Annotated in this window: 21 protein-coding genes; 14 read left to right on the top strand and 7 right to left on the bottom strand. The window is 48.9% G+C overall.

The window, feature by feature from the left end; all coding sequences use genetic code 11:
* Window positions 1–34 precede the first annotated feature (34 nt).
* The 4 genes from L4174_RS19860 to L4174_RS19875 all read right to left on the bottom strand — a co-directional run bounded on the left by L4174_RS19860 (window position 35) and on the right by L4174_RS19875 (window position 4,476).
* Window positions 35–445, bottom strand: a complete 411-nt coding sequence (locus tag L4174_RS19860; RefSeq protein ID WP_248142143.1) for a hypothetical protein — start codon at window positions 443–445, stop codon at window positions 35–37.
* 267 nt (window positions 446–712) lie between these two features.
* Window positions 713–1,900, bottom strand: a complete 1,188-nt coding sequence (gene thrS, locus L4174_RS19865) for a threonine--tRNA ligase (protein ID WP_248142142.1) — start codon at window positions 1,898–1,900, stop codon at window positions 713–715.
* A gap of 303 nt (window positions 1,901–2,203) precedes the next feature.
* Window positions 2,204–3,358 carry a hypothetical protein gene (locus tag L4174_RS19870; protein ID WP_248142141.1) on the bottom strand — a complete coding sequence of 385 codons (1,155 nt, stop codon included), beginning with the start codon at window positions 3,356–3,358 and terminating at the stop codon, window positions 2,204–2,206.
* A gap of 83 nt (window positions 3,359–3,441) precedes the next feature.
* The gene (locus tag L4174_RS19875) at window positions 3,442–4,476 is read right to left on the bottom strand and encodes a helix-turn-helix domain-containing protein (protein ID WP_248142140.1); all 1,035 of its coding nucleotides are present in this window, start codon (window positions 4,474–4,476) and stop codon (window positions 3,442–3,444) included.
* A gap of 191 nt (window positions 4,477–4,667) precedes the next feature.
* Between L4174_RS19875 and L4174_RS19880 the strand changes: the two genes are divergently transcribed.
* From L4174_RS19880 to L4174_RS19905, 6 genes are all read left to right on the top strand, one after another.
* Window positions 4,668–5,816, top strand: a complete 1,149-nt coding sequence (locus L4174_RS19880; protein ID WP_248142139.1) for an MFS transporter — start codon at window positions 4,668–4,670, stop codon at window positions 5,814–5,816.
* A gap of 235 nt (window positions 5,817–6,051) precedes the next feature.
* Entirely contained in the window at window positions 6,052–6,663 is a 612-nt protein-coding gene (locus tag L4174_RS19885; protein ID WP_248142138.1) for a flavin reductase family protein, read from the top strand.
* Between the two features lie 22 nt (window positions 6,664–6,685).
* Window positions 6,686–7,726 (top strand): nicotinate-nucleotide--dimethylbenzimidazole phosphoribosyltransferase, encoded by a 1,041-nt coding sequence (cobT, locus tag L4174_RS19890; protein WP_248142137.1) that lies wholly within the window; start codon window positions 6,686–6,688, stop codon window positions 7,724–7,726.
* Window positions 7,727–8,506 (top strand): adenosylcobinamide-GDP ribazoletransferase, encoded by a 780-nt coding sequence (locus L4174_RS19895; RefSeq protein ID WP_248142136.1) that lies wholly within the window; start codon window positions 7,727–7,729, stop codon window positions 8,504–8,506.
* Between the two features lies 1 nt (window position 8,507).
* The gene (gene cobU / locus L4174_RS19900) at window positions 8,508–9,062 is read left to right on the top strand and encodes a bifunctional adenosylcobinamide kinase/adenosylcobinamide-phosphate guanylyltransferase (RefSeq protein ID WP_248142135.1); all 555 of its coding nucleotides are present in this window, start codon (window positions 8,508–8,510) and stop codon (window positions 9,060–9,062) included.
* Window positions 9,059–9,673, top strand: a complete 615-nt coding sequence (locus L4174_RS19905) for a histidine phosphatase family protein (RefSeq protein ID WP_248142134.1) — start codon at window positions 9,059–9,061, stop codon at window positions 9,671–9,673. The genes cobU and L4174_RS19905 overlap by 4 nt, the downstream gene beginning before the upstream one ends.
* Before the next feature lie 78 nt (window positions 9,674–9,751).
* Here the strand turns inward: L4174_RS19905 and L4174_RS19910 are convergent, their stop codons facing one another.
* On the bottom strand, window positions 9,752–11,212 hold the full coding sequence (locus L4174_RS19910) for an aerolysin family beta-barrel pore-forming toxin (RefSeq protein ID WP_248142133.1): 1,461 nt from the start codon (window positions 11,210–11,212) through the stop codon (window positions 9,752–9,754).
* Between the two features lie 530 nt (window positions 11,213–11,742).
* Here L4174_RS19910 and L4174_RS19915 point away from each other — a divergent pair.
* From L4174_RS19915 to L4174_RS19930, 4 genes are all read left to right on the top strand, one after another.
* Window positions 11,743–12,276: a cupin domain-containing protein gene (locus L4174_RS19915; RefSeq protein ID WP_248142132.1), complete on the top strand. Its 534-nt coding sequence runs from the start codon at window positions 11,743–11,745 to the stop codon at window positions 12,274–12,276.
* 87 nt (window positions 12,277–12,363) lie between these two features.
* On the top strand, window positions 12,364–12,828 hold the full coding sequence (locus L4174_RS19920) for a DUF3291 domain-containing protein (protein ID WP_248142131.1): 465 nt from the start codon (window positions 12,364–12,366) through the stop codon (window positions 12,826–12,828).
* A gap of 101 nt (window positions 12,829–12,929) precedes the next feature.
* On the top strand, window positions 12,930–13,331 hold the full coding sequence (locus L4174_RS19925) for a cupin domain-containing protein (protein ID WP_248142130.1): 402 nt from the start codon (window positions 12,930–12,932) through the stop codon (window positions 13,329–13,331).
* A gap of 283 nt (window positions 13,332–13,614) precedes the next feature.
* The gene (locus tag L4174_RS19930; RefSeq protein WP_248142129.1) at window positions 13,615–14,241 is read left to right on the top strand and encodes a LysE family translocator; all 627 of its coding nucleotides are present in this window, start codon (window positions 13,615–13,617) and stop codon (window positions 14,239–14,241) included.
* A gap of 147 nt (window positions 14,242–14,388) precedes the next feature.
* On the opposite strand, the gene L4174_RS19935 is transcribed toward L4174_RS19930, so the two are convergent.
* Complete coding sequence (locus L4174_RS19935) at window positions 14,389–16,803, bottom strand: metallophosphoesterase (RefSeq protein WP_248142128.1); 2,415 nt, start codon at window positions 16,801–16,803, stop codon at window positions 14,389–14,391.
* A 259-nt stretch (window positions 16,804–17,062) separates the two neighbouring features.
* On the opposite strand from L4174_RS19935, the gene L4174_RS19940 reads away from it, so the two are divergent.
* The gene (locus tag L4174_RS19940; RefSeq protein WP_248142127.1) at window positions 17,063–18,505 is read left to right on the top strand and encodes a PLP-dependent aminotransferase family protein; all 1,443 of its coding nucleotides are present in this window, start codon (window positions 17,063–17,065) and stop codon (window positions 18,503–18,505) included.
* Between the two features lie 79 nt (window positions 18,506–18,584).
* The gene (locus tag L4174_RS19945; RefSeq protein ID WP_248142126.1) at window positions 18,585–18,809 is read left to right on the top strand and encodes a hypothetical protein; all 225 of its coding nucleotides are present in this window, start codon (window positions 18,585–18,587) and stop codon (window positions 18,807–18,809) included.
* 79 nt (window positions 18,810–18,888) lie between these two features.
* On the opposite strand, the gene L4174_RS19950 is transcribed toward L4174_RS19945, so the two are convergent.
* The gene (locus tag L4174_RS19950) at window positions 18,889–19,509 is read right to left on the bottom strand and encodes a glutathione S-transferase family protein (RefSeq protein WP_248142125.1); all 621 of its coding nucleotides are present in this window, start codon (window positions 19,507–19,509) and stop codon (window positions 18,889–18,891) included.
* A gap of 480 nt (window positions 19,510–19,989) precedes the next feature.
* On the opposite strand from L4174_RS19950, the gene L4174_RS19955 reads away from it, so the two are divergent.
* Together L4174_RS19955 and L4174_RS19960 are read left to right on the top strand one after the other, a co-directional pair.
* Entirely contained in the window at window positions 19,990–21,381 is a 1,392-nt protein-coding gene (locus tag L4174_RS19955; RefSeq protein ID WP_248142124.1) for a glycoside hydrolase family 1 protein, read from the top strand.
* 68 nt (window positions 21,382–21,449) lie between these two features.
* Window positions 21,450–22,370, top strand: coding sequence for a M14 family metallocarboxypeptidase (locus L4174_RS19960; protein WP_248142123.1), 921 nt, complete (start codon window positions 21,450–21,452; stop codon window positions 22,368–22,370).
* The last annotated feature ends 25 nt before the right edge of the window (window positions 22,371–22,395 follow it).

Raw genomic sequence — 22,395 nt, forward strand, 5'->3', positions numbered from 1 at the left:
AAATCAAAGCATTCTTTTCTACAGACATTCATTTCTACAGATTTGCTTTCCATGTTTTTAGTCCATAAAAAAGCGTCAATAGTGGTAAGAACTTCCCGGAAAATATAAAAGTTATCCCTAAAAAAGCGAGAATACCGGCCGCCTTATCCTGATCAGAATACAAACTTAACAATAGGCTGGAACTGTAATCCTCTGTTTGATAGACGAAAAACAGCCCTAATGACTTCAGGCACACTAATAGCAATATCGACAACAGAATGCCCTTGAGACATTTTTTACTTTCAGGAAATTGACTCACTTTCAAAGCATATAAGCACCAAACAACACTCACTGATAAAACAATATACCCTTCCAGTGAATAGAAAAAACTAAGGAATATCCCACCAAATACTGCAAAATATGATGCCAAAATTTTTACTTGTTCTTTTTCTTGTACTGATTTCATTTATCCCTGCACTGATTACAATCATAAAAACGCCTCATTTTACGCTGAATGACAGCCAATCGCATCCCTCGACCTACAACGCAACACATCTGCAAAGTAAGCCAATACTCTGTTCACGAATATCCAAGTATCCGCCAGATACTTGGATATCATTGAGAAACAGCCATTTTCACAGCTTTTACCAGACAAGGTCCCTTTTCAGCAGCACTTCTGAAATGAAACAGACGCTTATCTGTTGAGTCTGCGTGTCCGGACACTTTCAGTCATTCAAGCAGTTTTCTGGAAGGCCAACAGTGCTTCCACTAACTTAGATGTCTCTATCGCTGTCACTTGTTTACCACGCCGAAGCGCGACTTGTGCTGTCTCGATTTCCTTTTCTCCGACAATCAGAATGTTGGGGATTTTCATCTTATGAAATCGTTTAATCTTACGGGCAACACTGTTGTGACTGTGATCAGCGATGACGTGCAGACCCGCAGATTCAATCAGCGCCACCAGCGAACCTGCATATTCATCTGCAATTTCACCGACTGTCGCCACTGCGACCGGCACCGGGTGAATCCATTCCGGCAATGCGCCCTGAGTCACTTCCAGCAACATGCCAAGCCAGCGTTCAATAGAGCCGTACATAGCCTGATGGAGAATTACCGGGCGTTCTCTTTCACCTTCAGCATTTGCGTAAGCAATATCGAACCGTTCGGGCAGATTAAAGTCGAGCTGAATTGTGCCGCATTGCCATTCCCGGCCAACATTATCTGTCAAAGCCAGTTCAATCTTGGGACCATAGAATGCGCCTTCACCCACCTGTAATTCATAATCCAGTGATTGAGCCTGACAGCCCTCCATCAGAATTTGTTCTGCCTGTTGCCACAGCGCTTCATGGCCCAATGCCGCTTCCGGCCGAGTGGAGATTTTGACGGATAACTGCTGATACCCATACTGGCTGTAGACGAGCTGGGCGCGTTTCAGAAATTGGCAGACCTCATCTTTGGCCTGCGACCAGGCACAGAACACATGCGCATCATCCTGAGTAAACTGCCGCAGACGCAGACAACCATTCAGCGAGCCGGACGATTCATTCCGGTGAACCAGTCCGAACTCAAACAACTTCACCGGCAGATCGCGATAGCTGTGTACCCCGCGTTTGAACAGCAAAATGTGCGCCGGACAGGACATCGGTTTCAGAGCATAATCCAGCTCATTTTCCTGATCACCGCCGAAAAACATATTCTCGCCAAACATCGACAAGTGACCAGAAGTCTGCCACAAATCCTTTTTCAGAAACTGAGGTGTCCGCACTTCCTGAAACCCATGGGATTGATAAAGATTCCGGATGTGATCCTGAATGCTTTGAAATAAACGCCAGCCGTTCGGATGCCAGAAGATCATACCCGGACCTTGTGGCTCAGAATGAAACAGGTCAAGTTGTTCTGCAATTTCGCGATGTGATTTCATGAGTTTCTTTCCTTCTTCAGGTTTGTGAAACTCTGAGCGAAACGCGGGGGATGTAACAATAAAAAAACCCTCTGGCGAATCGCTCAGAGGGTTTGAAAAATCTTGTGTCGTGCCTACCCCCCGAACAACCTGCTGGTTTCGGTGGTGGTGGTTTGTTGAACTGGCTTCGCCAGTGGAGAAATTAATTTGATATTCATCATGTTGTTTTTTCTATCAGACTCAATTTTGAAATGCAAATGAATTCTGTTGCATCGCATTCATTCAGTCATTCAGTCATTCAGTCATTCAGTCATTCAGTACTGGTTATTTCACCTCGAGCGTCAGCGCTTCATGTTCCGGCCAGAACAAATCGGTATCTTTCAGATAATGACCAAAAAATGTCGCCATACTCTGCTTCTTGATCTGGTGCATTTGGTCAATATCAATTCCTGACGGATAACCAACAACCCAGCGGTTCTGATCCATAAAATCACTGTGGGTCGTATGGGCGATGGTCAGCAGATAGGTCTCGTGACCGTTATCAGCAAACGCCTCTGCTAATGTCTGCTCTGGCGTTTGCATGAGCAATAATGGTTTATTGAGCGGCTGTTCGCGCACCTTCCCCAGCAACAAGCCATCCATATTTGCACTGGCAACACAGGCTGCGATTTGCGCACAACTGTTCATCGCTGCCGACCCGCCCAGACTGTAGCCCAGCGTGCCTATCCGGGTGTCATCCAGCTGATAGTCAAATAATTCCGGATGCCACGTCAGCCACTGATAAACATAAAAAACATCATGAATAATTTGCGGCGCGATCACCTGATCAAAATAGGCAAAGCCCTTATCCGTGTCTACATCATCCGAGTCTTCTGGCACATAAGCGCTGATCGCGCTGCCATCCTGGAAACTGGCAATCCCGGATATATATGTATGGTTGATAGACACGACAACATAACCCCGGCTGGCAAGGTCTTCGAGCAATTCGGTATTATCCACTTCAAATAAAAACGCACCATGAGAATAGATCAGAACCGGCCAGCCCGTACCCGACTCGGGGGGCGCGATTTGTGCATTCGCCCGTGACCAGGACAGGATACTGCTTAACTCAAATTGATTGGGATGAATGGGTTTATCTTCGGGACGAACACGTTCCAGATAACTAATCTGATGTCCCCACGAATCAAAATATCCCTGATACTGACCCGAGTTCTCTTGTGTCGGGTAAAACACTTTTACAGGCAGACGGCGTGTTGTCTCAGGAACCGGACTCATCCCATCAGGTCCGGCATCCAGTAAATCGAAGGCTTTCACGCCAACCCGATATGGGCCGCCCGGCGCCGGATACACATGTGCCGCAGCGTTTTTCCCCTGATTTTCTTCCGGTGTTTTCTCTGTCGTGTTGTCATCTGAATGACACCCCGCCAGTCCCCATAAAACGACGATCATACAAGTTCGGAAAAGTAATTTGGGTTTCATGGTCATCTCCTTATTCAGAAACTCCAGAATAAGAAGAACCCTGTAAAAAGCGTCCGATTGGGTGAATCAGACGTCCGAATTCGCTAATTCGGACTTTGAATCCGAGCTTTATACTGCGATGGTGTGCATTGCTGATACTTCTTAAACGCCGCATTAAAGGTTGATTTCGAATTAAAACCGGCTTCAAAAGCCATTTCCAGCACCGGTCTGGACGGTCGTTTTAACAGCAATTCACACACATGCGTAATTCGCCGCTCATTCACCAGATCATAAAATTTGACGCCCAGAACCTGATTGATCGCCTGGGTCAGCAAATAAGGTTTCACGCCCAGTTCCTGCGCCAGTGATGACAGGCTGATATCCGCATTCAGGAAATATTGCCGTTCATCCATAATTGCCAGAATGTCGTGACTGATTGCCTGCATCAATGCATCAGGCTGTGCTTCTGATTTATCCAGATCGGGGCCGGCCATAACCTCAAACTGAAGCAGACCAGGATGAATCAGCAGACAACAGGTGATGACAAAAAGCACCAGCGATATCGCCAGATGCGGCAGCGGCAATTGCGTATTCACACTGGCCTGAGGCACCACCATCGCGACTGCCAGTAACAGGCTGAAGCTGATTCCCCAAAGCACCACCAGATTAGCTGGTGACAACTGAGCCTGAAACAACATTTGCTGCGAATGATATCGCCAGATCAGTCGCATGCCTGCCGCGCTGTAACCCAGATAAAACACCACCAGCAGCCCGGCTGCCAGATAATGTCGCATCACCGGCTGGATTTCAGCCGGTGACCAGAGCAAATCCGCACACAGCAGACTCATAACAACGAGCGGAACGAAATGAATGCCATCCCGTCGTGTGACTGATTTTCCGGTAATACACTGGCGGATAAAAAGTAAAAAGAGTACCGGATAGAGCACGGGCCACATCATATTCAGACGCGATGTCAGCCAATGTTCATGCCATGCCAGCAACAGACTCAAATCGATTGCAAAACACAGATGAATCACGGCCAGCAGCCAAAACGATCCCTGCTCCCTGCTTTTCTTCACTAAAAAAATACCAAGAACGATACTTTGAATGATTCCCGCGACAAGAATTGCAGTCACCATGACAGCCTCCATCACATACTGTTTATTCCTTTGACCGACTGATTATGAACAGAAAAGGCGTCGATAACTGTGACAGTTTGAGTCTTATGCACCCGATTGATTTATTGATATGATGTCGCCCTTCAATGAAAGCAGGAACACCGGCCGAAAAAATATGGCTTCGGCTTTGTCTCACGGAAAAGGAACTCCGATTGATTTATAAACGCCTGATTGAATTACTCTCGCCGTACAAAGGATTGCCGGGAGATATCTATTCTATTGCCGTCGCACGATTCATTCTTGGTCTTGGAAATTTCATTATTCCGTTTATGACCCTCTTACTGACTCAAAAGCAGGGCTATTCCACGACGATTGCCGGTACGCTGGTCATGGTTGTCACCGGGACATATATGATGGGGGGATTAATTGGCGGGAAACTCTCAGACACCTTTGGTCATAAACGCACCATGGTCTGGGGGGAGTTATTCGGCGCACTGGTGTTACTGGTTTGCGGGTTCTTTTCCGAACACCACGTGATTGCTCCCGCGCTCATGTTTCTTGCTTATTTCTTTATCGGTATTGCCTTGCCGGCCAGCAACGCATTGGTTGCAGACCACTCCAACCCACAGAACCGGGATGCGGTGATGTCGCTCAGCTACCTTGCTTATAATCTGGGTTCTGCCGTCGGCCCCGTGGTCGCCGGCTACCTCTTCTGGCATCACACCGCCTGGATCTACTGGGGGAACGGCTTCGCTGTACTGATCGGCATTCTTATCGTGATGTACCGCGTCAGTGACGAGCATCATACCACCGAAAACACTGAACTTTCTGCATTGGAACAAGCAACTGACAGCTCGGTATGGACTGTATTTCGCGAACGTCCGAGACTGCTGGTCTTTGGCGGACTCTGTACACTACTCTGGTTCGCACTGAATCAGATGACGATGACCGGCCCTTTGTATTTCAGTCATGTGTTCGCACAGGATGGCGCGGTCTTATTCGGACAACTCATGACGTTTGCCAGCGTCGTCGTTGTGGTTGCCACCCCGTTGCTGATGCGGCTCACCAACAATCAAAGTGAACTCAGCAGTCTGGCAATTGCCGGGGGGCTGTTCGCCATCGGCTATGCCATGATCATGCAATGGACAGCTGTCTGGGTGATCTTTTTCGCCTGGTTCCTGTTATCTGCCGCCGAAGTCTTCCTGCTGACGAAAGAAGGAGTCTATCTGGCAAACCATTCGCCCAGCAGTCACCGAGGACGGATCAGCGGTATTTTGATCACGATCCGAAACATTGGATTGATGCCCACATATGTCTTCATCGGTGCCTATATTCAAAGTAATGGTTATACAAATGCCTAGATGATGATTATCAGCGTGGCAGCTCTGGCTGCGACAGGATTCTGGCTGCTTGCGTTGCAACAACGGTCAGCACCAGAATCAACCGCGGCCCCTGCGGCAATCGTTCCGACGGAAGATGGACACTGATACGTCAGATTCAGGCATCGGATGCCATTTCTAATAAATAGATCAATCACTTTGCTTTCAAAGCAAAGCGGCAGGTACACTGCATGAAACATTGAACATGGAAGCCACAATGAATATTGACGTTTCAACCATGGCGCCCAGCCATATTTATCATCTGATGACCCAAACCATCGTCCCTCGCCCGGTGGCCTGGGTTCTGACCGATGCAGGTGATGCAAATTACAACCTGGCGCCATTTTCATATTTCACGGCCGTTTCAAGCAATCCGCCCCTACTCATGCTCTCCGTCGGCAAGAAACCCAACGGTGACATCAAAGACACCACGCGTAATGTCATGGCGACGGGCCGTCTCGTGATTCATATCGCTCCGGCAGAACTGGGGGAACAGGTCACGGCGACCTCTGCAACCCTGGATCACCGAGTCTCTGAAGTGGAAGCCAATCAGATTGAGCTGGCGGAATTAGAGGGATTCGAACTGCCGCGTGTTGCAGCCTGTCCGGTTGCATTCGGCTGCACACTCTTTGAAATCAAAGAGATTGGCAACACCCCGCAAAGCCTGATCTTCGCTGAAATTGAGCAGATCTATCTGGATGAAAACATGATTGACCGCAACAGTGAACGACTCAAGATAGATGCGCTCAAACTTGATCCGATTTCTCGCCTTGGTGGATCGGAATACGCCCGGCTGGGCGATGTATTCACCGTAAAACGTCCTGATTAATCCAACAGCAGAGCACGCAAATATGACCTTAGATAATCGCCATACCTCAACCATTCAAGAACGCATCGACCAAAAAACGAAACCCACAGGTTCACTGGGACAACTCGAATCCACGGCTTTACAGCTTGCACTGATTCAAAGTCAGGGACAGCAGAACGCTGTCCGTCAGATTCACCTGAATCAGCCGACGATGCTGCTGTTTGCCGGAGATCACGGCATTGCGAAAGAAGGCGTTAGCATTGCTCCGAGTGAAGTCACACAGCAAATGGTGCTGAATTTTCTTGCCGGCGGTGCGGCGATTAACCAGTTTTGCCGGTTAAATGCGATCGACCTGAAGGTCATTGACTGCGGGATTCTGCTGCCGGTCGATACCGACAATCCAAATTTCATTCTGCAGCGTCTGGGGACCAGAACCCAGAATCTTGCCCAGCAGGCGGCTATGACTGAAGCGCAGGTCGCACAGGGGCTGGAACTGGGGGGCGCAATTGCACGACAAACCATCGAATCTGGCTGTAATTTACTGATGTTTGGTGAGATGGGCATTGGGAATACCAGCAGTGCTTCTGCACTCCTGGCAGCGCTCAGCCAAACCAACGTCGCCTATTGTGTCGGAAAAGGCACAGGCATTAACGATGCGCAGCTGCTGAACAAAGTCAGCCTGATTCGTCAGGGGGTTACCCGATATACTGAAAACGGAGAACCTGATGCATTCAGAGCGCTGGCTGAGCTGGGCGGTTTTGAAATTGTTCAGATGGTCGGTGCTTTTCTTGCCGCCAGTGAGCAGCGTGTCCCTGTACTCGTCGACGGGTTCATTGTGTCTGTCGCCGCTTATATCGCAACGCTGCTCAATCCGGATGCACGGGATATCATGATTTTTGCGCACCGTTCTGAAGAACAGGGACACCAGAAAGTGTTAGCCCTGCTGGAAGCTGTGCCATTACTGGATTTGGGATTGCGACTGGGTGAAGGTACAGGGGCTGCTCTGGCATATCCGCTCCTGCAGGCCAGCGCTGAATTTTACAATCACATGGCCAGTTTTGCCGATGCCGGAGTGACGGTATAAATGTTCAGCCTTCGCTATCAGGCGCAACTGTTTTGTCTGGCGGTTTCATTTTTCAGCCGCCTGCCGATTCCGGCATCGACGCCCTATTCGGACGAACGTATGAACCGTGCAGGGCGATATTTTGCTTTAGTCGGACTGTTGCTGGGCACTCTTTGCGCGGCCATCTATTCGGTGGCCGCTCACTGGTTTCCCGCACAGATTGCGGTTTTTCTCGTCATGGTCTGCAGTTTAATGCTGACGGGGGCCTTTCATGAAGACGGTTTGACCGACATGGCAGATGGTATCGGTGGCGGCATGACCACAGAACGCCGCCTGACCATCATGAAAGACAGCCGTATCGGTACCTATGGTGCTGCGACCCTCATCATGGCTTTGCTGGGCAAGTTCATCATGCTCAGCTATCTGGCCACAGAAACCGGACTGGTTGAGGTATTGATTGTCGCCTACACGCTCAGCCGTGCTGTGGCAGCAACGCTGATTTTTGATATGCGCTATGTCAGCGAATCTGACACCAGCAAAAGCAAACCACTTGCCAATGCCCAAACAGTTCCTGAACTCCTCTGCCTGATTGCAACGGGTGCACTGGTCTGCCTGTTCTTCACGCCTCAGTCAGCAATCGCCCTGCTCATCACTGCCGGGTTGTTTCGCTTCGCTTTTAAAGCCTGGCTGAATATAAGACTTGGCGGATTTACCGGAGATTGTCTTGGCGCAGCGCAGCAGTTGATGGAGCTGTTGATCTACCTGATCCTGATTGCCTCCATCTATCATCAGGGGGTGTAACATGGCGATCATGTCAAAGGTCAGTCTGGTCCTGGGCGGAGCGCGCTCAGGCAAATCATCCTTTGCAGAAAAACTGGCACAGCAAAAACTGAGCCCGGGGAAATCACTGCATTATGTCGCCACTGCAACAGCATTTGATGAAGAGATGCAGGCGCGAATCCAACATCATCAGCAACAAAGGGGCGATCATTGGATTGAGCATGAATGTCCGCTGGCATTGCCCGCACTGCTCAGCATCCTGACGTCTGATGATGTCGTGCTGATCGAATGTCTGACGCTGTGGCTCAATAACCTGATTTTTTCACTGGGAGAAAGGTGCAGTCATGACGCATTGGAAGAACAGATTGCGGATCTCATGGATGCAGTCAGAACCTGTCCTGCGGAGCTGATTTTTGTCTCGAACGAAGTCGGTCTCGGCATCGTTCCGCTGGGTGAAATCAGTCGTTATTTCGTCGACAATGCCGGCCGCATGAATCAGCAGATTGCCGCCATCGCTGAGGACGTCACCTTTGTTGCGGCAGGACTACCGCTGAAGCTGAAAGAGGCGTCAAAGTGACAACATTCACCATCACGCTCGTCCGGCACGGGAAAGTCAACGGACCGGCGGCTTTATACGGCTCAACAGATGTTGATGTTCAGGAAGACATCAATCAGGCCATCGCCAGTAAAATCAGACATCAACCTATTTCTTTCGAAACCGTTATCAGTTCGCCGCTGCGTCGCTGTTGGTCGCTTGCCAACCAGTTGGACACAGAGCAGCCATTGATCTCCGAACCCGGATTTCAGGAAATGCACTTCGGTCTGCTTGATGGCATCCCCTTTGACCTGGTCACAAAAGACAGCCCTGAATGGCAGCAACTGGAGCAGTTCTGGCAAAACCCGGCCAGTACCCGTTTGCCGGAAGCCGAAACGCTTGAAGACTTTTACCAGCGCGTCTCGGATTGCTGGTCTCAACAAATTGCACGGCTGAAGGGGAATGTGCTGATTGTCACCCACGGCGGTGTGATTCGTGCCATTCTTGCCGACGTGCTCGGCCTCGACTGGCGAAATCCGGCCTGGTACTCAGGCTTATCCATCAGCAATGGCAGCATCACACAGATTCAGGTGACGCATTACGACAACCAGATGTATTTTGCCGTCAAACAAATTGGTTCGGTGCTGAACTGACGATTCACAATCATTAAAAAACCGGAAACCACACGGTGGCTTCCGGTTGTTCTTACAAAAGAGGCTGATTTAACTCAATTAAACGCCTGTACTTTCTTTTCTCACAGAGACCTGGACATCAGTCAGACCTGCGTCTTCCAGCTGATCTTTGATGCTTTTCTCCATGGTCGCCATGTTGCTGTCGCCTTGAGGCAGCGGAATTTCTTCAAAGTACAATTCACCGGTGAACTGATCTTCTGCGTAGAACTGACCTTTGATTCTGGCTTTCTTCGGTGACAACACTTTACCCAGCCAGTAACGGGTGTCGTAAGAACCCGCGTTTTGCGCGATCCAGTTCCAGTCCCAGGTTTTGTTCATGCCCGTGATATCACGGTGATCCCACTGGAATTCCAGACTCTTCTCTTGACCTGCAAAACGGCCAATCGCAAAGGTCGTGCTGAAATCAGGTCTGTCTTCCGGATGCCACAGCAGACCATTGCCTGACCAGCGCATGAAGCCGTCGAAGCCCAGCTCATAAGATACATCGGCATCGAACACGTACGGGTAAGAAATATCAGCACGATACACATTCAGCAGCACTTTCAGTGCGCTGTTCGCAGGCACAGTCGGTCTGGCCTGAATGGTCACACGGTTGCTTTCTTCACCGCCGCTGGTACTGCCCCATCCTTGTGTCGCGCCAATAGTGACCTGAATCGACTTATCAACACCACCTGTCACGTTCGGGCTTTTAAACGTACTGCTCACTGCAACACTTTCACTGAAACTGTAACTGTTGTTTTGTGACCAGCTTGTCGAGGTGTTGTAGCTGATATCGATCACATACTGCTGCTCAATACTGGTTTTATTGATCGCCGTCGACGAAATGGTATTCACCAGTTTACTGTTCGAATTCACAACAGAACCATCGACTTTAAAAGACTTCGGATCCATGGTGTACGAGAAGTTTTTCACCGAAATGGTGCTCATATCCTGACAACGGTACCCTTCACACGGGCCATCATTCCCACGGATCTTCCACGCATTTGCATTGCTGTCCCACCAGACTTTCATGTCTTCACCGACCTGAGAACCTTTCGGACCGCCAACCCAGGCATAACCCATATGGTGTGCCAGGTATGCGGCAGGCAGAATGAAATTATCCTGATCATTGACCAGCGTCCATTCAACCCGCTCTTTCGAGCCCTCATCAATGGTGACAGAAGGGAAAGTTAAAATGTTGGTTTCTGCATTCAACGGATAACAGGCTGTATGATCAGCGCTGCCTTCCTTGATTTCACCCTGATAACCCGGGCCCATGATGATCCAGCCATCAGCCAGCGTGACATAAGACCATTTGCCGATTTTATTCATGATCGAATCGCGGAAACGCAATGCTTCAGCACGTGTTACCGGTCTGAAATCCGCTTTACAAACTTCAGGCCCAAGGTTGTAGTGAATTTCTACTTCCTCAGGATAGAAAGCACTGGTTTCCAAAGCAGCCGCGGCTGAAATGTGACCAAATGGTATTAAAAATATGAAAGGTGCTATTTGTTTTTTCATTTTTGCCTTCTTGTTCATTGTTATTTTTGTATCAATAAATTCGCACAAGCCAATGAATAATACATTGTGCACATATGCATTAATTCTTATACCAACCCAATGTTTTTCGAGTCAACAAAATATTTATCCTCAAAAAACTTTATTATGTTAATGAAATAATCTGAAACAATTGTTGATTTATTTATCTGAAAATTCAGATATTATAAAAATATAATAATTAGTTTTATATTTAACCCAATAAATCCGACAACAAACAAACATAAAAACAAACAGTTAACTCATCATTGCATATAGAACGCTCGGTTTGTTTAGGACATAAAACCAATTCAAAATGTTAAATTTTAAATAGTAAACCCAAAAACCACGTTGAAAATTCATCTTAACCAGAATAAAAACCTGACGCCATAATTGTGATCTGACGTAGACTTTTCCACTCCGTAACCATCTTCCCATGCTTATGCATTGTTTCTAAAAAATAATCGGATCAGCTGATTTTCATCCTAAATCACTTGATAAACAAAACTTCTCTGTTGTTCATTCTGGTCTATGCTGTAAAAGCCATTCAATTAACAAGGATATATATAATGAATAAATGCCTGCTGACAAGAGAGAATATTGAGGCTTTCGAGGGCATCGAAAAAACCCACTTTCTGAACCCTAAGGCCCAGCGTGTAAATAAGTCACTTGGTGATCTGACCGGACTGACCGGGATTGGAGTTCACTTGATTGAAGTTCAGCCTGGCATGCTGACCACAGAATTTCATCGCCATTATTTTGAAGATGAATGTGTCTATATTCTCGAAGGCACAGCCGAGGCCAGAATCGGAAAGCACTATTACTCGGTCAGCGCCGGGGATTTTATCGGCTACAAAGCCGGCGGCGAAGCACATAGTCTTTTGAACACTGGCCACACAGTTCTGAAGTGTCTGGTCATCGGCCAACGCCTTCCACATGATGTTGCTGATTATCCGGATTTAGGTAAAAGAATATACCGAAATCAGGAGATGGCCTGGAATCTGGTTGATATCTCAAAGATCGAAATGCCTGATGCCGGAAAGAAATAACAGTCTACTCATTTCAGGAAGCATGTGTTCAAATCTTTATTTGAAAGAACAAATCTGCGCTCGTCTATCTTAAATCACGGAGGAAAGATGAAACTTGCACAACTGAATATTGCGCTTTCTAAATATCCGATGGATGCTCCTGAAATCAAAGACTTTGTTGATAACCTTGAACCGGTCAACAGCATTGCGGATCAAAGTGATGGCTTTGTCTGGCGGCTGCAAGATGACTCTGGAGATGCCACCAGCATCAATGCCTTTGATAATCCCGATATGCTGATCAATATGTCAGTATGGGACTCTGTGGATGCACTCAAAAATTTTATGTTCAGGACACATCACCGCGAGATCATGCGACGTAAGAGTGAATGGTTCTATCGTTCTGCCGAGGATACCTATGTGCTGTGGTGGATTGCTGACGATCATATCCCCACGATAGAAGAAGCAAAGCTGCGTCTCGATTATCTGAGACACAATGGTGACAGCCCTTATGCGTTCACCTTCAAGAGCAACTATACCCCGGAAGACGCTGCCACCTTCAAACTGGAAGTCTGATCCCATCGTTTCAGGAGATCACAGCGGCAGCCGACCCTTCAGCTATGCTTATGGCATGAGACTGATTTTAAGACTCTCTTAGTTCAGAGAAAGGAATCCACATGTCAGATAAGCAGCCGCTGGACCTGAAATCGACCTGTCTCCGCTTACGCAGCGACGCCAGCATCGAACCCTTAACCATTGATGATACCTTCTGGCCCCGCCTGATGGCCGGGCAACTGGGCGATTTTCATCACGAGTATCTCGTCAGCCTATACGATTTCTCGGAAGACTGGCCCAGCAGTGAAGTGCACCCGAAAGGTGATGAAGTCGTGATTCTGCTGGCTGGCGCAGCAACATTTTTCCTTGAATATCCGGAAGGTGTTCAGGAAGTTGCCTTACATGAGCCCGGTTCCTTTGTTTTTGTACCGCAAGGCACCTGGCATACGGCAAAAATCAAGTTATGGGCACGCATGTTGTTTATTACGGCCGGTGAAGATACACAGCATCGCCCGCACAAATAAAATCAAAACATCAGGGCACGCAACGTGCCCTTTCTCTTTCCGAAGATTCCATACCGGAAATTCATGACCGCGCTTCGCTTCCCCTATCTGGCAGCATCACTGGGCTCAAGTTCATTCTGCAACGCCTCACCCGAACTACGCTTCGTCAGCAATCAGTTGATCGTCATACCGACGGGCTGGATTTTCAGACCGCATATGCAATATATTGAGTTCGCCAGTTTTTCACCCGATGACTGATGTGATGGCCCGGCAAGCCACTTCAATTGAATATTAAGAGTCCGATATGCAAGATTTTTCTTTCCTGTGGCCGATTCTGGCCTTGCTGACCCTGGGCGCGATGACGCCAGGTCCTTCATTTCTGCTGGTCGCACAAACGGCAATGTCTCATTCAAGACGGCATGCCTTCGCAATTGCTTTGGGGATGGGGTGCGGCGCTCTGATTTTTGCCTTGCTTGCCTCTTTCGGACTGGTGACATTATTTACCCTAATTCCAGAGCTCTACATCACTTTCAAAGTGCTGGGTGGCGCGTACCTCTGCGTTTTAGCGTACCGTATTTGGAAACAAGGCAATCAACAGTCCGTACCCAGCCAGACTCAGAACAGACAGAAAAGCAGCCTGGCATCTTTTTTCTATGGCTTAACCACACAGCTGAGCAATCCCAAAACAGCGATGGTGTTCAGCAGTGTATTTGCTGCACTCTTACCGGCTGACGTTCCCGCCATGACGCCATTCATCCTGAGCACAGGCGTTTTTCTGTCTAACTTCGGCTGGTATGCCATTGTTGCGACAGTGCTTTCCACCCCTAAAGCGCAACGGCTTTATCTCAGATTCAAACGTGCCTTTTGCCGCACCGCCGGCGCTTTGTTAGGTGCATTTGGAGCGAAGTTAATTGTATCGACAACGCCTTAAACAAGGCGCTTAAACAAAGGTTGGAGGTTCGCTGAGCTCTTCTGCGGATACATCCGGAAATCATGTAAAAGCCCTCATCACGCATCGCGAGGCAAATGAAAACGGCACCAAACCGGTGCCGTTTGTTACTTCTGTTCCACCCTTCGATTAAGGCGTTGTCAGGGATAACTGTATATGGTCCAAATGTACATCCGACATACTGCCGGCTTTCTTCACCGCACGAAGAGTCAGTTTCACTGCACGGGTATCTGCCGGTAACAACAGCGTTGAATCATACTGCTGCCATTGCTGCTTTTTGCTTTCTGTCTTTACAGTACCTGGCTGACCGATTGCATTCCCGCTGCCATCCAGTGGTTGCAGGCTCACGATCGCATGATCGCCATCGCCCCAGCCGTTGCTGTTGAAGCTCAACCGGACAAATGCAAGCGACTGATCAATCGCACTGCTGTATGAACTGACGTCAATCGTCTGACTCAGATCATCATAAGCAGCACCGCCCGCTGCGGTATCATTCGGACGCGCACTGAAGTAATACTGCCCTTCGGCTGGTGTAATATTGTCAATTTCGTCTAATACCCGCCAGTAGCCTTGTTCCAGGGTCCAGCCCGACAAATCCTGCGCTTCTGCGCCACCGTTCTGAACCGGCAGCGCTGTGGTGACTCCGGCATCGATCGATAATGTTGCGGTATCACTCCAGTCAGACCACCCCAGGTTGGCATTCCGGACTCTGGCGCGCCAGTACCAGGTATCGCCGGGAAACAGCGTCAGAACCGGCGCAGAACTGCCCTTGAACGGATCCCGGAACGAGTCATGGGAATGCTCTGAATCTCTTTTCTGCCACTTATGGGTTTCATCATTCCCCATTTTCAGCTGACCGGAAAAATCAGCCAGACTGATTCTCGTCAGATCAACTCCGGCCTGTGTATCGACCGGTGTGCCCTGAATCGTTCCGTCCTGCGTTGGCCAGATATTATGGGCACGGGTTTTGTTCCCCCAGATATCAAACACGTTCTGACTGAACTCTTCGTCTTGACTCAGCTGCCACTGAACTTCATAAATACTGGCCGGATCCGGATGACTGATCGCCAGATTCAGCTGATTCAGAGCAAAATTACCGTTGCCTTCGAGCACTTGCGGCGCATCGACCACCACCGGATTGGCTTTCATCGTCAGGGTATCTGAGACCGTGAATGTATCCTCCAGGCTGGCATAACCGCCGCCCTTGGTCGCAACCGTCGCGCTGTAACGCGTCAATTGCATGGAAGGCGCATTGTCCTGATTGAAAGTCAGCAGGTTAAAACCAAACTCGCTCTGACTGATGGCGAAAGTGTCGTAATCACGGGTGTCATTTTTGTAGTAATTGTCATCGTTCATTTTTTCACGATAACCTGCCGCTGTTGCCGCATTGAGCCAGAGGTGATGGGTATCCATCGACTGACCACGCGAATACGCATGGGTGTGACCAAACAAATGTCCGGTCAGCTTGCCGGTTGTCCGGCTGAAATCTTCCATTTCTGCCACCATCTCGCAACTGCCAATACTTTCTCCGGACAACCAAAGCTCTGACAGACACGGGTGATGGAACATACTCAGCACATAATCAACATCACTGTCAGCTTGCGTATCCACCAGCAGCTCCCGTAACCACTGGCGCTGAATCCCCAATGTTTCCGAATTAAATTTCCCGTGGCTTTTTGAAATCGGATAACTGTTCAGACCGACCAGACGCAGATTCCCGTAATCCAGCCAGTACCACTGCTCTTCATAACCGGCTGAGCCATTGTCGGGCTGCTGGAAGAAATGGCGATAATTCGTCAGTTCGGTATTTCCGTAGTAGTCGTGGTTGCCGGGGACAGCCACCAGCGGCACGTAAGGGGAAATGGCTTTCATTTGATCAAAGAAATCACGTCGCCATTGCAACAGACTGTCACCACTGTTCACAATGTCGCCCGAAATCGTGATGGCCGCAATCGAAGAGGCACAGGTTTCAGGCTGACTCTGACAAACGGTTGGAATGATCCCTTTCGAAATGATGTCGTTCAGGGCACCCAGCGTACTGTTATTTTGCGTATCACTGATGGCAACCACGCGAAAAGGTGCAGTTGTTTCTCCGGCGGCAGGATAAGTTTTAAACACATAGCGTTCTGAAACCGCCGAAACGTTATTTTTTCCTTTTGCGGAACTGACAATGAAATATTCATACGGTGTATCCGCATTCAATCCTTCAACAGTCACGCTGTACAAATTGGTGTTGTCTACCCTCACCGACTGAGCCACGGTAAATTCACCCTTGCTGTCTGCGGGTCTGGCCCATACGGCAGGTGACGGATCATCAGTTTCGAACATCACCGCCATGCTGTTCGACGTCGGTTGCTGCAAATACGGGTAAATCGAAAACTGAACTGCAACATCTGACTCTGGCGCAGGCACAATCTGGCCTACACCAATTTCGCCTTTTTTGTCCTCAGGCGTCACTTCTTCACTGACATTACAGCCTGAAACTGTCAGTGCCGTCAGTAAAATCGCTGCTCTGGCTGAAAACTGCTTCTTGTGGATTGACATTTTTTTCCCTTATCTTGTTTTGATTCCATGGTAAATGTGGACTAGTCCAATTTACGTTTGAATATGCTAGGGAGTGTGTATGACAGTCCGCCGAAATATGGATGACAGTTATCTATCAGTTTGTTGACAGTGACAGCCAGCCAGATTCTTCATCCTGAACTCAGCAAAACCCAACGCAATCATCAGATACGGGCATGCTCTCTTGCGTTAACCTTAAGGCATGATATGTTCTGCTTATCTCAAGAAAACTCACAAACAAATGACTAAATATCAATCACTTGCCAGACAATTAAAACAACAGATCCGGCAACAGATCTGGCGTGCGGGTGAAAAAATCCCCTCTGTCCGGGCCTGTAGTAGACAATCCGATGTCAGTACGGCGACCGTACTTCAGGCATATCAGTTACTGGAAAGTGAAGGCTGGCTGGTTGCCAAGCCGCAATCCGGCTATCTCGTTGCACCGAATATCAGGCAGCTGATCGCTGCCGAACAACAAATTCACCAGGACAGCCAGGCTCCCCTGCAAATCAATGATCTGCTTTATGATGTGTTTCAACGCACCAAAAGCGGTGAATTTGTTCCCTTCAGTTCCGCGTTTCCTGACGCCTGCTTATTTCCGCAGCAGGAACTGGTCCGCAGTCTGGCCAGTGCGTCACGCAAAATGGGAGACGACAGTGCCCTGACCAATTTACCGCCCGGCAGCTATGAGTTACGCCGGCTCATCGCACAACGTTACGTGCAGCAGGGCATTCAGGTGATGCCGGATGATTTGGTGATTACCAGCGGTGGTCTGGAAGCTCTGAATTTAAGCCTGCAGGCAGTGACACAACCCGGTGATTACGTGGCAATTGAATCGCCCACCTTCTACGGCGCCCTGCAGACCATTGAACGACTGAAACTGAACCCGATAGAAATTCCTGCCTCTGCCAAACAGGGTTTAGATCTGGAGGTGCTGGCTCAAAAACTGGCGGCTTACCCGATCAAAGCCTGCTGGCTGATGACCAATTTTCAGAATCCGCTTGGGTACACGCTGAGCAATGAAAAGAAAAAACGGCTGCTTGAGCTGCTCGATCATCATGACGCCTATCTGGTTGAAGACGATGTTTACGCCGAGCTGTATTTCTCTGAAGACCGGCCTTTACCGGCGAAAGCCTTTGACCCAAACAACAGAGTGCTTCTGTGCAGCTCCTTTTCAAAATGCCTGTCTCCCGGGTTCCGGATTGGCTGGGTTGTGGCAGGCCCCCACAGCGAACAGATTCAGCGACAGCAGTTTCTCTCAACCATTTCCAGCAGCGTGCCCGCACAGCTGGGTATCAGTCATTACTTGCGCCATGGCGGATACGATAACCACCTGCGCAAGCTACGTGCAGCGCTTCAGATACGCAAAACTGAGATGCTGGCTGCCATTGAAGAATATTTCCCTGCCTGTACTCAGGTATCAGACCCGGATGGCGGTTATTTCCTCTGGCTCGGTTTTCCGTCTCCTTTCGACTGCAGAACGTTTTATGAACTGGCTTTGGAGCGCCATATCGCAATCGCACCCGGCACTCTGTTCAGTGTCCGGCAGGATGATCTCCGGCATGTCCGGCTAAATTACTCCTATCCGATGACGGATCAGATCCGAACGGCGATTCAAACCTTGGGGCAACTGGCGAGGCAATGTTTATGTGAAGCTGAACCACAGCATGAAACTGTTCGGTAATTTAATTGAGTAACTGTATAGGTAAGGGAACAGACACCTGTGCTGAAATGACGACTCTTGCTTGATTAAGGGTCGCAACATGAAGAAAACCACGAAGCCTTCAGACGAAGTCAGTTTAATCCCTGTCGCCATCATTTGTGTTTTTCTGGTGGTACTTGGTCATTTTGTACTGATGAAAGATATCGCTTATTTTGCCTGGGCTGAAGTCACAGCTGCCGTGATCCCCTTCCTGCTGATCGGACTGGGCGTGGCCGCCGCACGCCGGGCTGCGGTGGTCGATCGCAGAAATAATGCTTCAGATTAAACCGGCACAAACGCTCCTTTGGCCGCAGCCAAAGGAGCAGAATGACAGATGTTATCTGTTCAGATATTCATGCATGCATTCATTGGTTGAAATGAGCTTCAATATCATTCGATTTCAGATACGCCGGATGTGACGCCAGCTGTTGTGCGTAACTGGCAATATTCGGGAAATTCCTGAGAACCTGATTGTTCTGTAAAATCTCGACGATGAAAGACATCATGATATCAGCACCACTCAATGTGTCTTCCACCAGATATTTTTTACCTGCCAGAGCCTGATCAAAATAAGACATCACTTTCGCAATCTCTCCATCTGCATATCCGGCAAGAAAATTCGTTTCACAACCGTCTTTTTCGACAAACATCTTAAGCAACAATGGCAGAATCGCAGAGCTTTCTGCAAAGTGGATCCACTGCAAATAAGCAACGTAAGCCGGTGTGCCGCGATGTGGTACCAGTCGGCCTTTGCCGTATTTATCAATCAGATACTCTGTGATCGCACCAGACTCCGAGACAACCAGACCATCATCGACAATCACCGGTGATTTCCCTAAAGGGTGCACCGTTTTCAATTCTGGCGGCGCAAGAAATGTGACGCTATCGCGCTGATACGGAATCACTTCATAATCCACGCCTAATTCTTCCAGCAACCAAATAATACGCTTGGAACGGGATTTGTTCAGATGGTGCAATTGAATCATTGAGTTCGACCTTTCTTGGTAGGGCTGACAGGCATACCCTGCTTATCAGACAGTGTTGTCAATATTACTGACTGGTCAGCCTACCTGATTCTTCCGCCTGTCTCCATGAACCGAAGCTGTCAATACTGAGCAAATATCACAAATTTCAATCACAACATCTCAGGAACGTCGCAAATATTGATCTGAGTGAAAGAAAACAGGCTTTGATGACAAATTCCTTTATTTTGCAGAGAAAGTGATTCGATTGATCTGAATCAAGCCATCTTTTGTCAGGAACGCTAAATTAAAGTTCTCCATGTTTTTGGGAAATGCATGTGTACGTTTGCCCCTCGCTTGCAGGGGCTTTTTTTTTCATCTCCCACCACCTGAACATCATTCATTCACACAGCCAATCGCTTTTTGTTCACCCTTCATTCAATCAGCTTTATCAACAATTTTGCTAGTATCGAATCAGGCTCATCAGCATTGAGAGAAAATATCATGCAAACATTTCCGGCCAACTTTCTGTGGGGCGGCGCCATCGCTGCAAATCAGGTTGAAGGTGCCTTTGATCAGGACGGCAAAGGATTATCTACGGCCGATCTCCTGCCCAAAGGGATTCTGAGTCCGCATCAACCGGCCGAACAGCGAACACCCGGCATTAAAGATCTGGCGATCGACTTTTATCATCGTTATCCGGAAGACATTGCACTGTTCAAAGAAATGGGATTTACCTGTTTGCGGCTGTCCATCGCCTGGACACGCATTTATCCGAACGGAGATGAACCGGAACCCAATGAGGACGGACTGGCTTTTTACGATCGCATTTTTGATGAACTGGCAAAACATCAGATCACACCATTTGTGACATTGTCACATTATGAGATGCCATTCGGGCTGGTGGAAAACGAAGGCGGCTGGTCAAGCCGTCGGGTGATCGAGTGCTTTGAGCGCTACGCCCGGACCGTCTTTGAGCGTTACAAAGACAAAGTGAAACTCTGGCTGACATTCAATGAAATCAACATGTCCCTGCATGCGCCATTTACGGGTGTAGGATTGCCGGAAGATGCGAATGAACAAGCCATTTACCAGGCAATCCACCACCAACTTGTCGCCAGTGCCAAAGCCGTCAGTCTGTGTCACGAAATCATTCCTGACGCAAAAATCGGCAACATGCTGCTGGGCGCCGTAAACTACCCTTACACCTGCAGTCCTGACGATGTGCTGGCAGCCATGCATGAGAACAACAAATGGCTGTTTTTTGGTGATGTCCAGACCCGGGGAAAATATCCGGGCTATATGCTGCGTTACTTCCGGGATCAGGGGATTGAACTGAAAATTATGCCCGGTGACCTCGACATTCTCGCCAGCGCCAGTGTTGATTTCATTTCGTTCAGTTACTATGCCAGCGGTTGTGCCAGTGCCGATCCGAAACAAAAAGAAGTGGGGAATATCGTCGACAGTGTGCCGAATCCTTATCTTGAGAAAAGTGAATGGGGCTGGCTCATTGATCCCAAAGGCCTGCGTTATCTGCTCAACCTGCTGTATGACCGGTACCAGAAGCCGCTCTTCATCGTGGAAAACGGCCTGGGAGCCAAAGACGTGGTGAATGAGGACGGCAAGATCCAGGATGATTACCGTATTGCTTATCTCAACGATCACCTGGTTCAGGCCCGGGAAGCCATTGCGGATGGTGTTGAAGTGCTGGGTTTTACCAGTTGGGGGCCGATTGATCTGGTCGCAAACTCAACAGCGGAAATGAGCAAGCGCTACGGCTATATTTATGTCGATCGGCATGATGACGGCAGCGGCACCCTGGAGCGCCGCCGCAAGCAAAGCTTTTTCTGGTATCAGGATGTCATACGCACCAATGGTGCCTCATTAAAATCCTGAACATTTGAACCTGTATGTCAGGAGGAGTAAGCTTCTGACGTCGCAAAGATAAATCAGAAAGGACAGTCATGAGCAGTAAACGTACCTACCCTATCGGCACTCCCGGCCAGAAATGGACCATGAAAGAAAAAGCGGAGTGGCTGGCGCAGCTCAGTATCAAGCGTTCATATCAGGACGAAGTCGTAACAAAGATTGACGCCCTGAAAACACGCTTCGATGTATTTCAGTACGGTGCCCTGTCCTACGACACCGATAAATACCCGCTGTTTGCCATTTGTTCTAAAAACTGGAGTGACCAGAAGCCAACAGTGCTGGTGACAGGCGGTGTCCACGGTTACGAAACCAGTGGCGTGCACGGCGCAATCCAGTTTGTGGATCAGAAAGCTGAACACTACAGCCAGTTTTTCAACCTTCTGGTCGCTCCCTGCGTGAGCCCGTGGGGATACGAAACCATCAATCGCTGGAACCCGAACGCAATCGATCCCAATCGTTCTTTTTACGACAACAGTCCGGCTGAAGAGTCTGCCGCACTGATGGAAATGGTGAACGATATGGACATTGAGATTCTTGCCCATATTGATCTGCACGAAACCACGGACACGGATGAAACTGAATTTCGTCCGGCGCTGGCAGCCCGGGATGGTGTTGAATATATTCCGGGTACCATCCCGGATGGCTTCTATGTGGTCGGTGACACCGCGAACCCGCACGATGCCTTCCAGAAAGCCATTATTGATGAAGTACGCAAAGTGACACACATTGCACCCGCAGATGATGAAGGCAACATCATCGGTTCTCCGGTCTCTCAGGAAGGGGTGATTGATTATCCACTGAAAAAACTGGGACTGTGTGCCGGCCTGTCTGACTGCCTGTACACTTCCACCACGGAAGTGTATCCGGACAGTCCGCTGGTCACACCGTCAGAGTGTAATGACGCGCAAGTCGCGGCTATCGTCGGCGCGCTGGAATATATCATCAGGCAACAGTAACCCCGCGTGAATCAGTGGCAGTAGG

The organism is Photobacterium sp. CCB-ST2H9 (genome assembly GCF_023151555.2).
In the GTDB taxonomy this organism is placed as follows: domain Bacteria; phylum Pseudomonadota; class Gammaproteobacteria; order Enterobacterales; family Vibrionaceae; genus Photobacterium.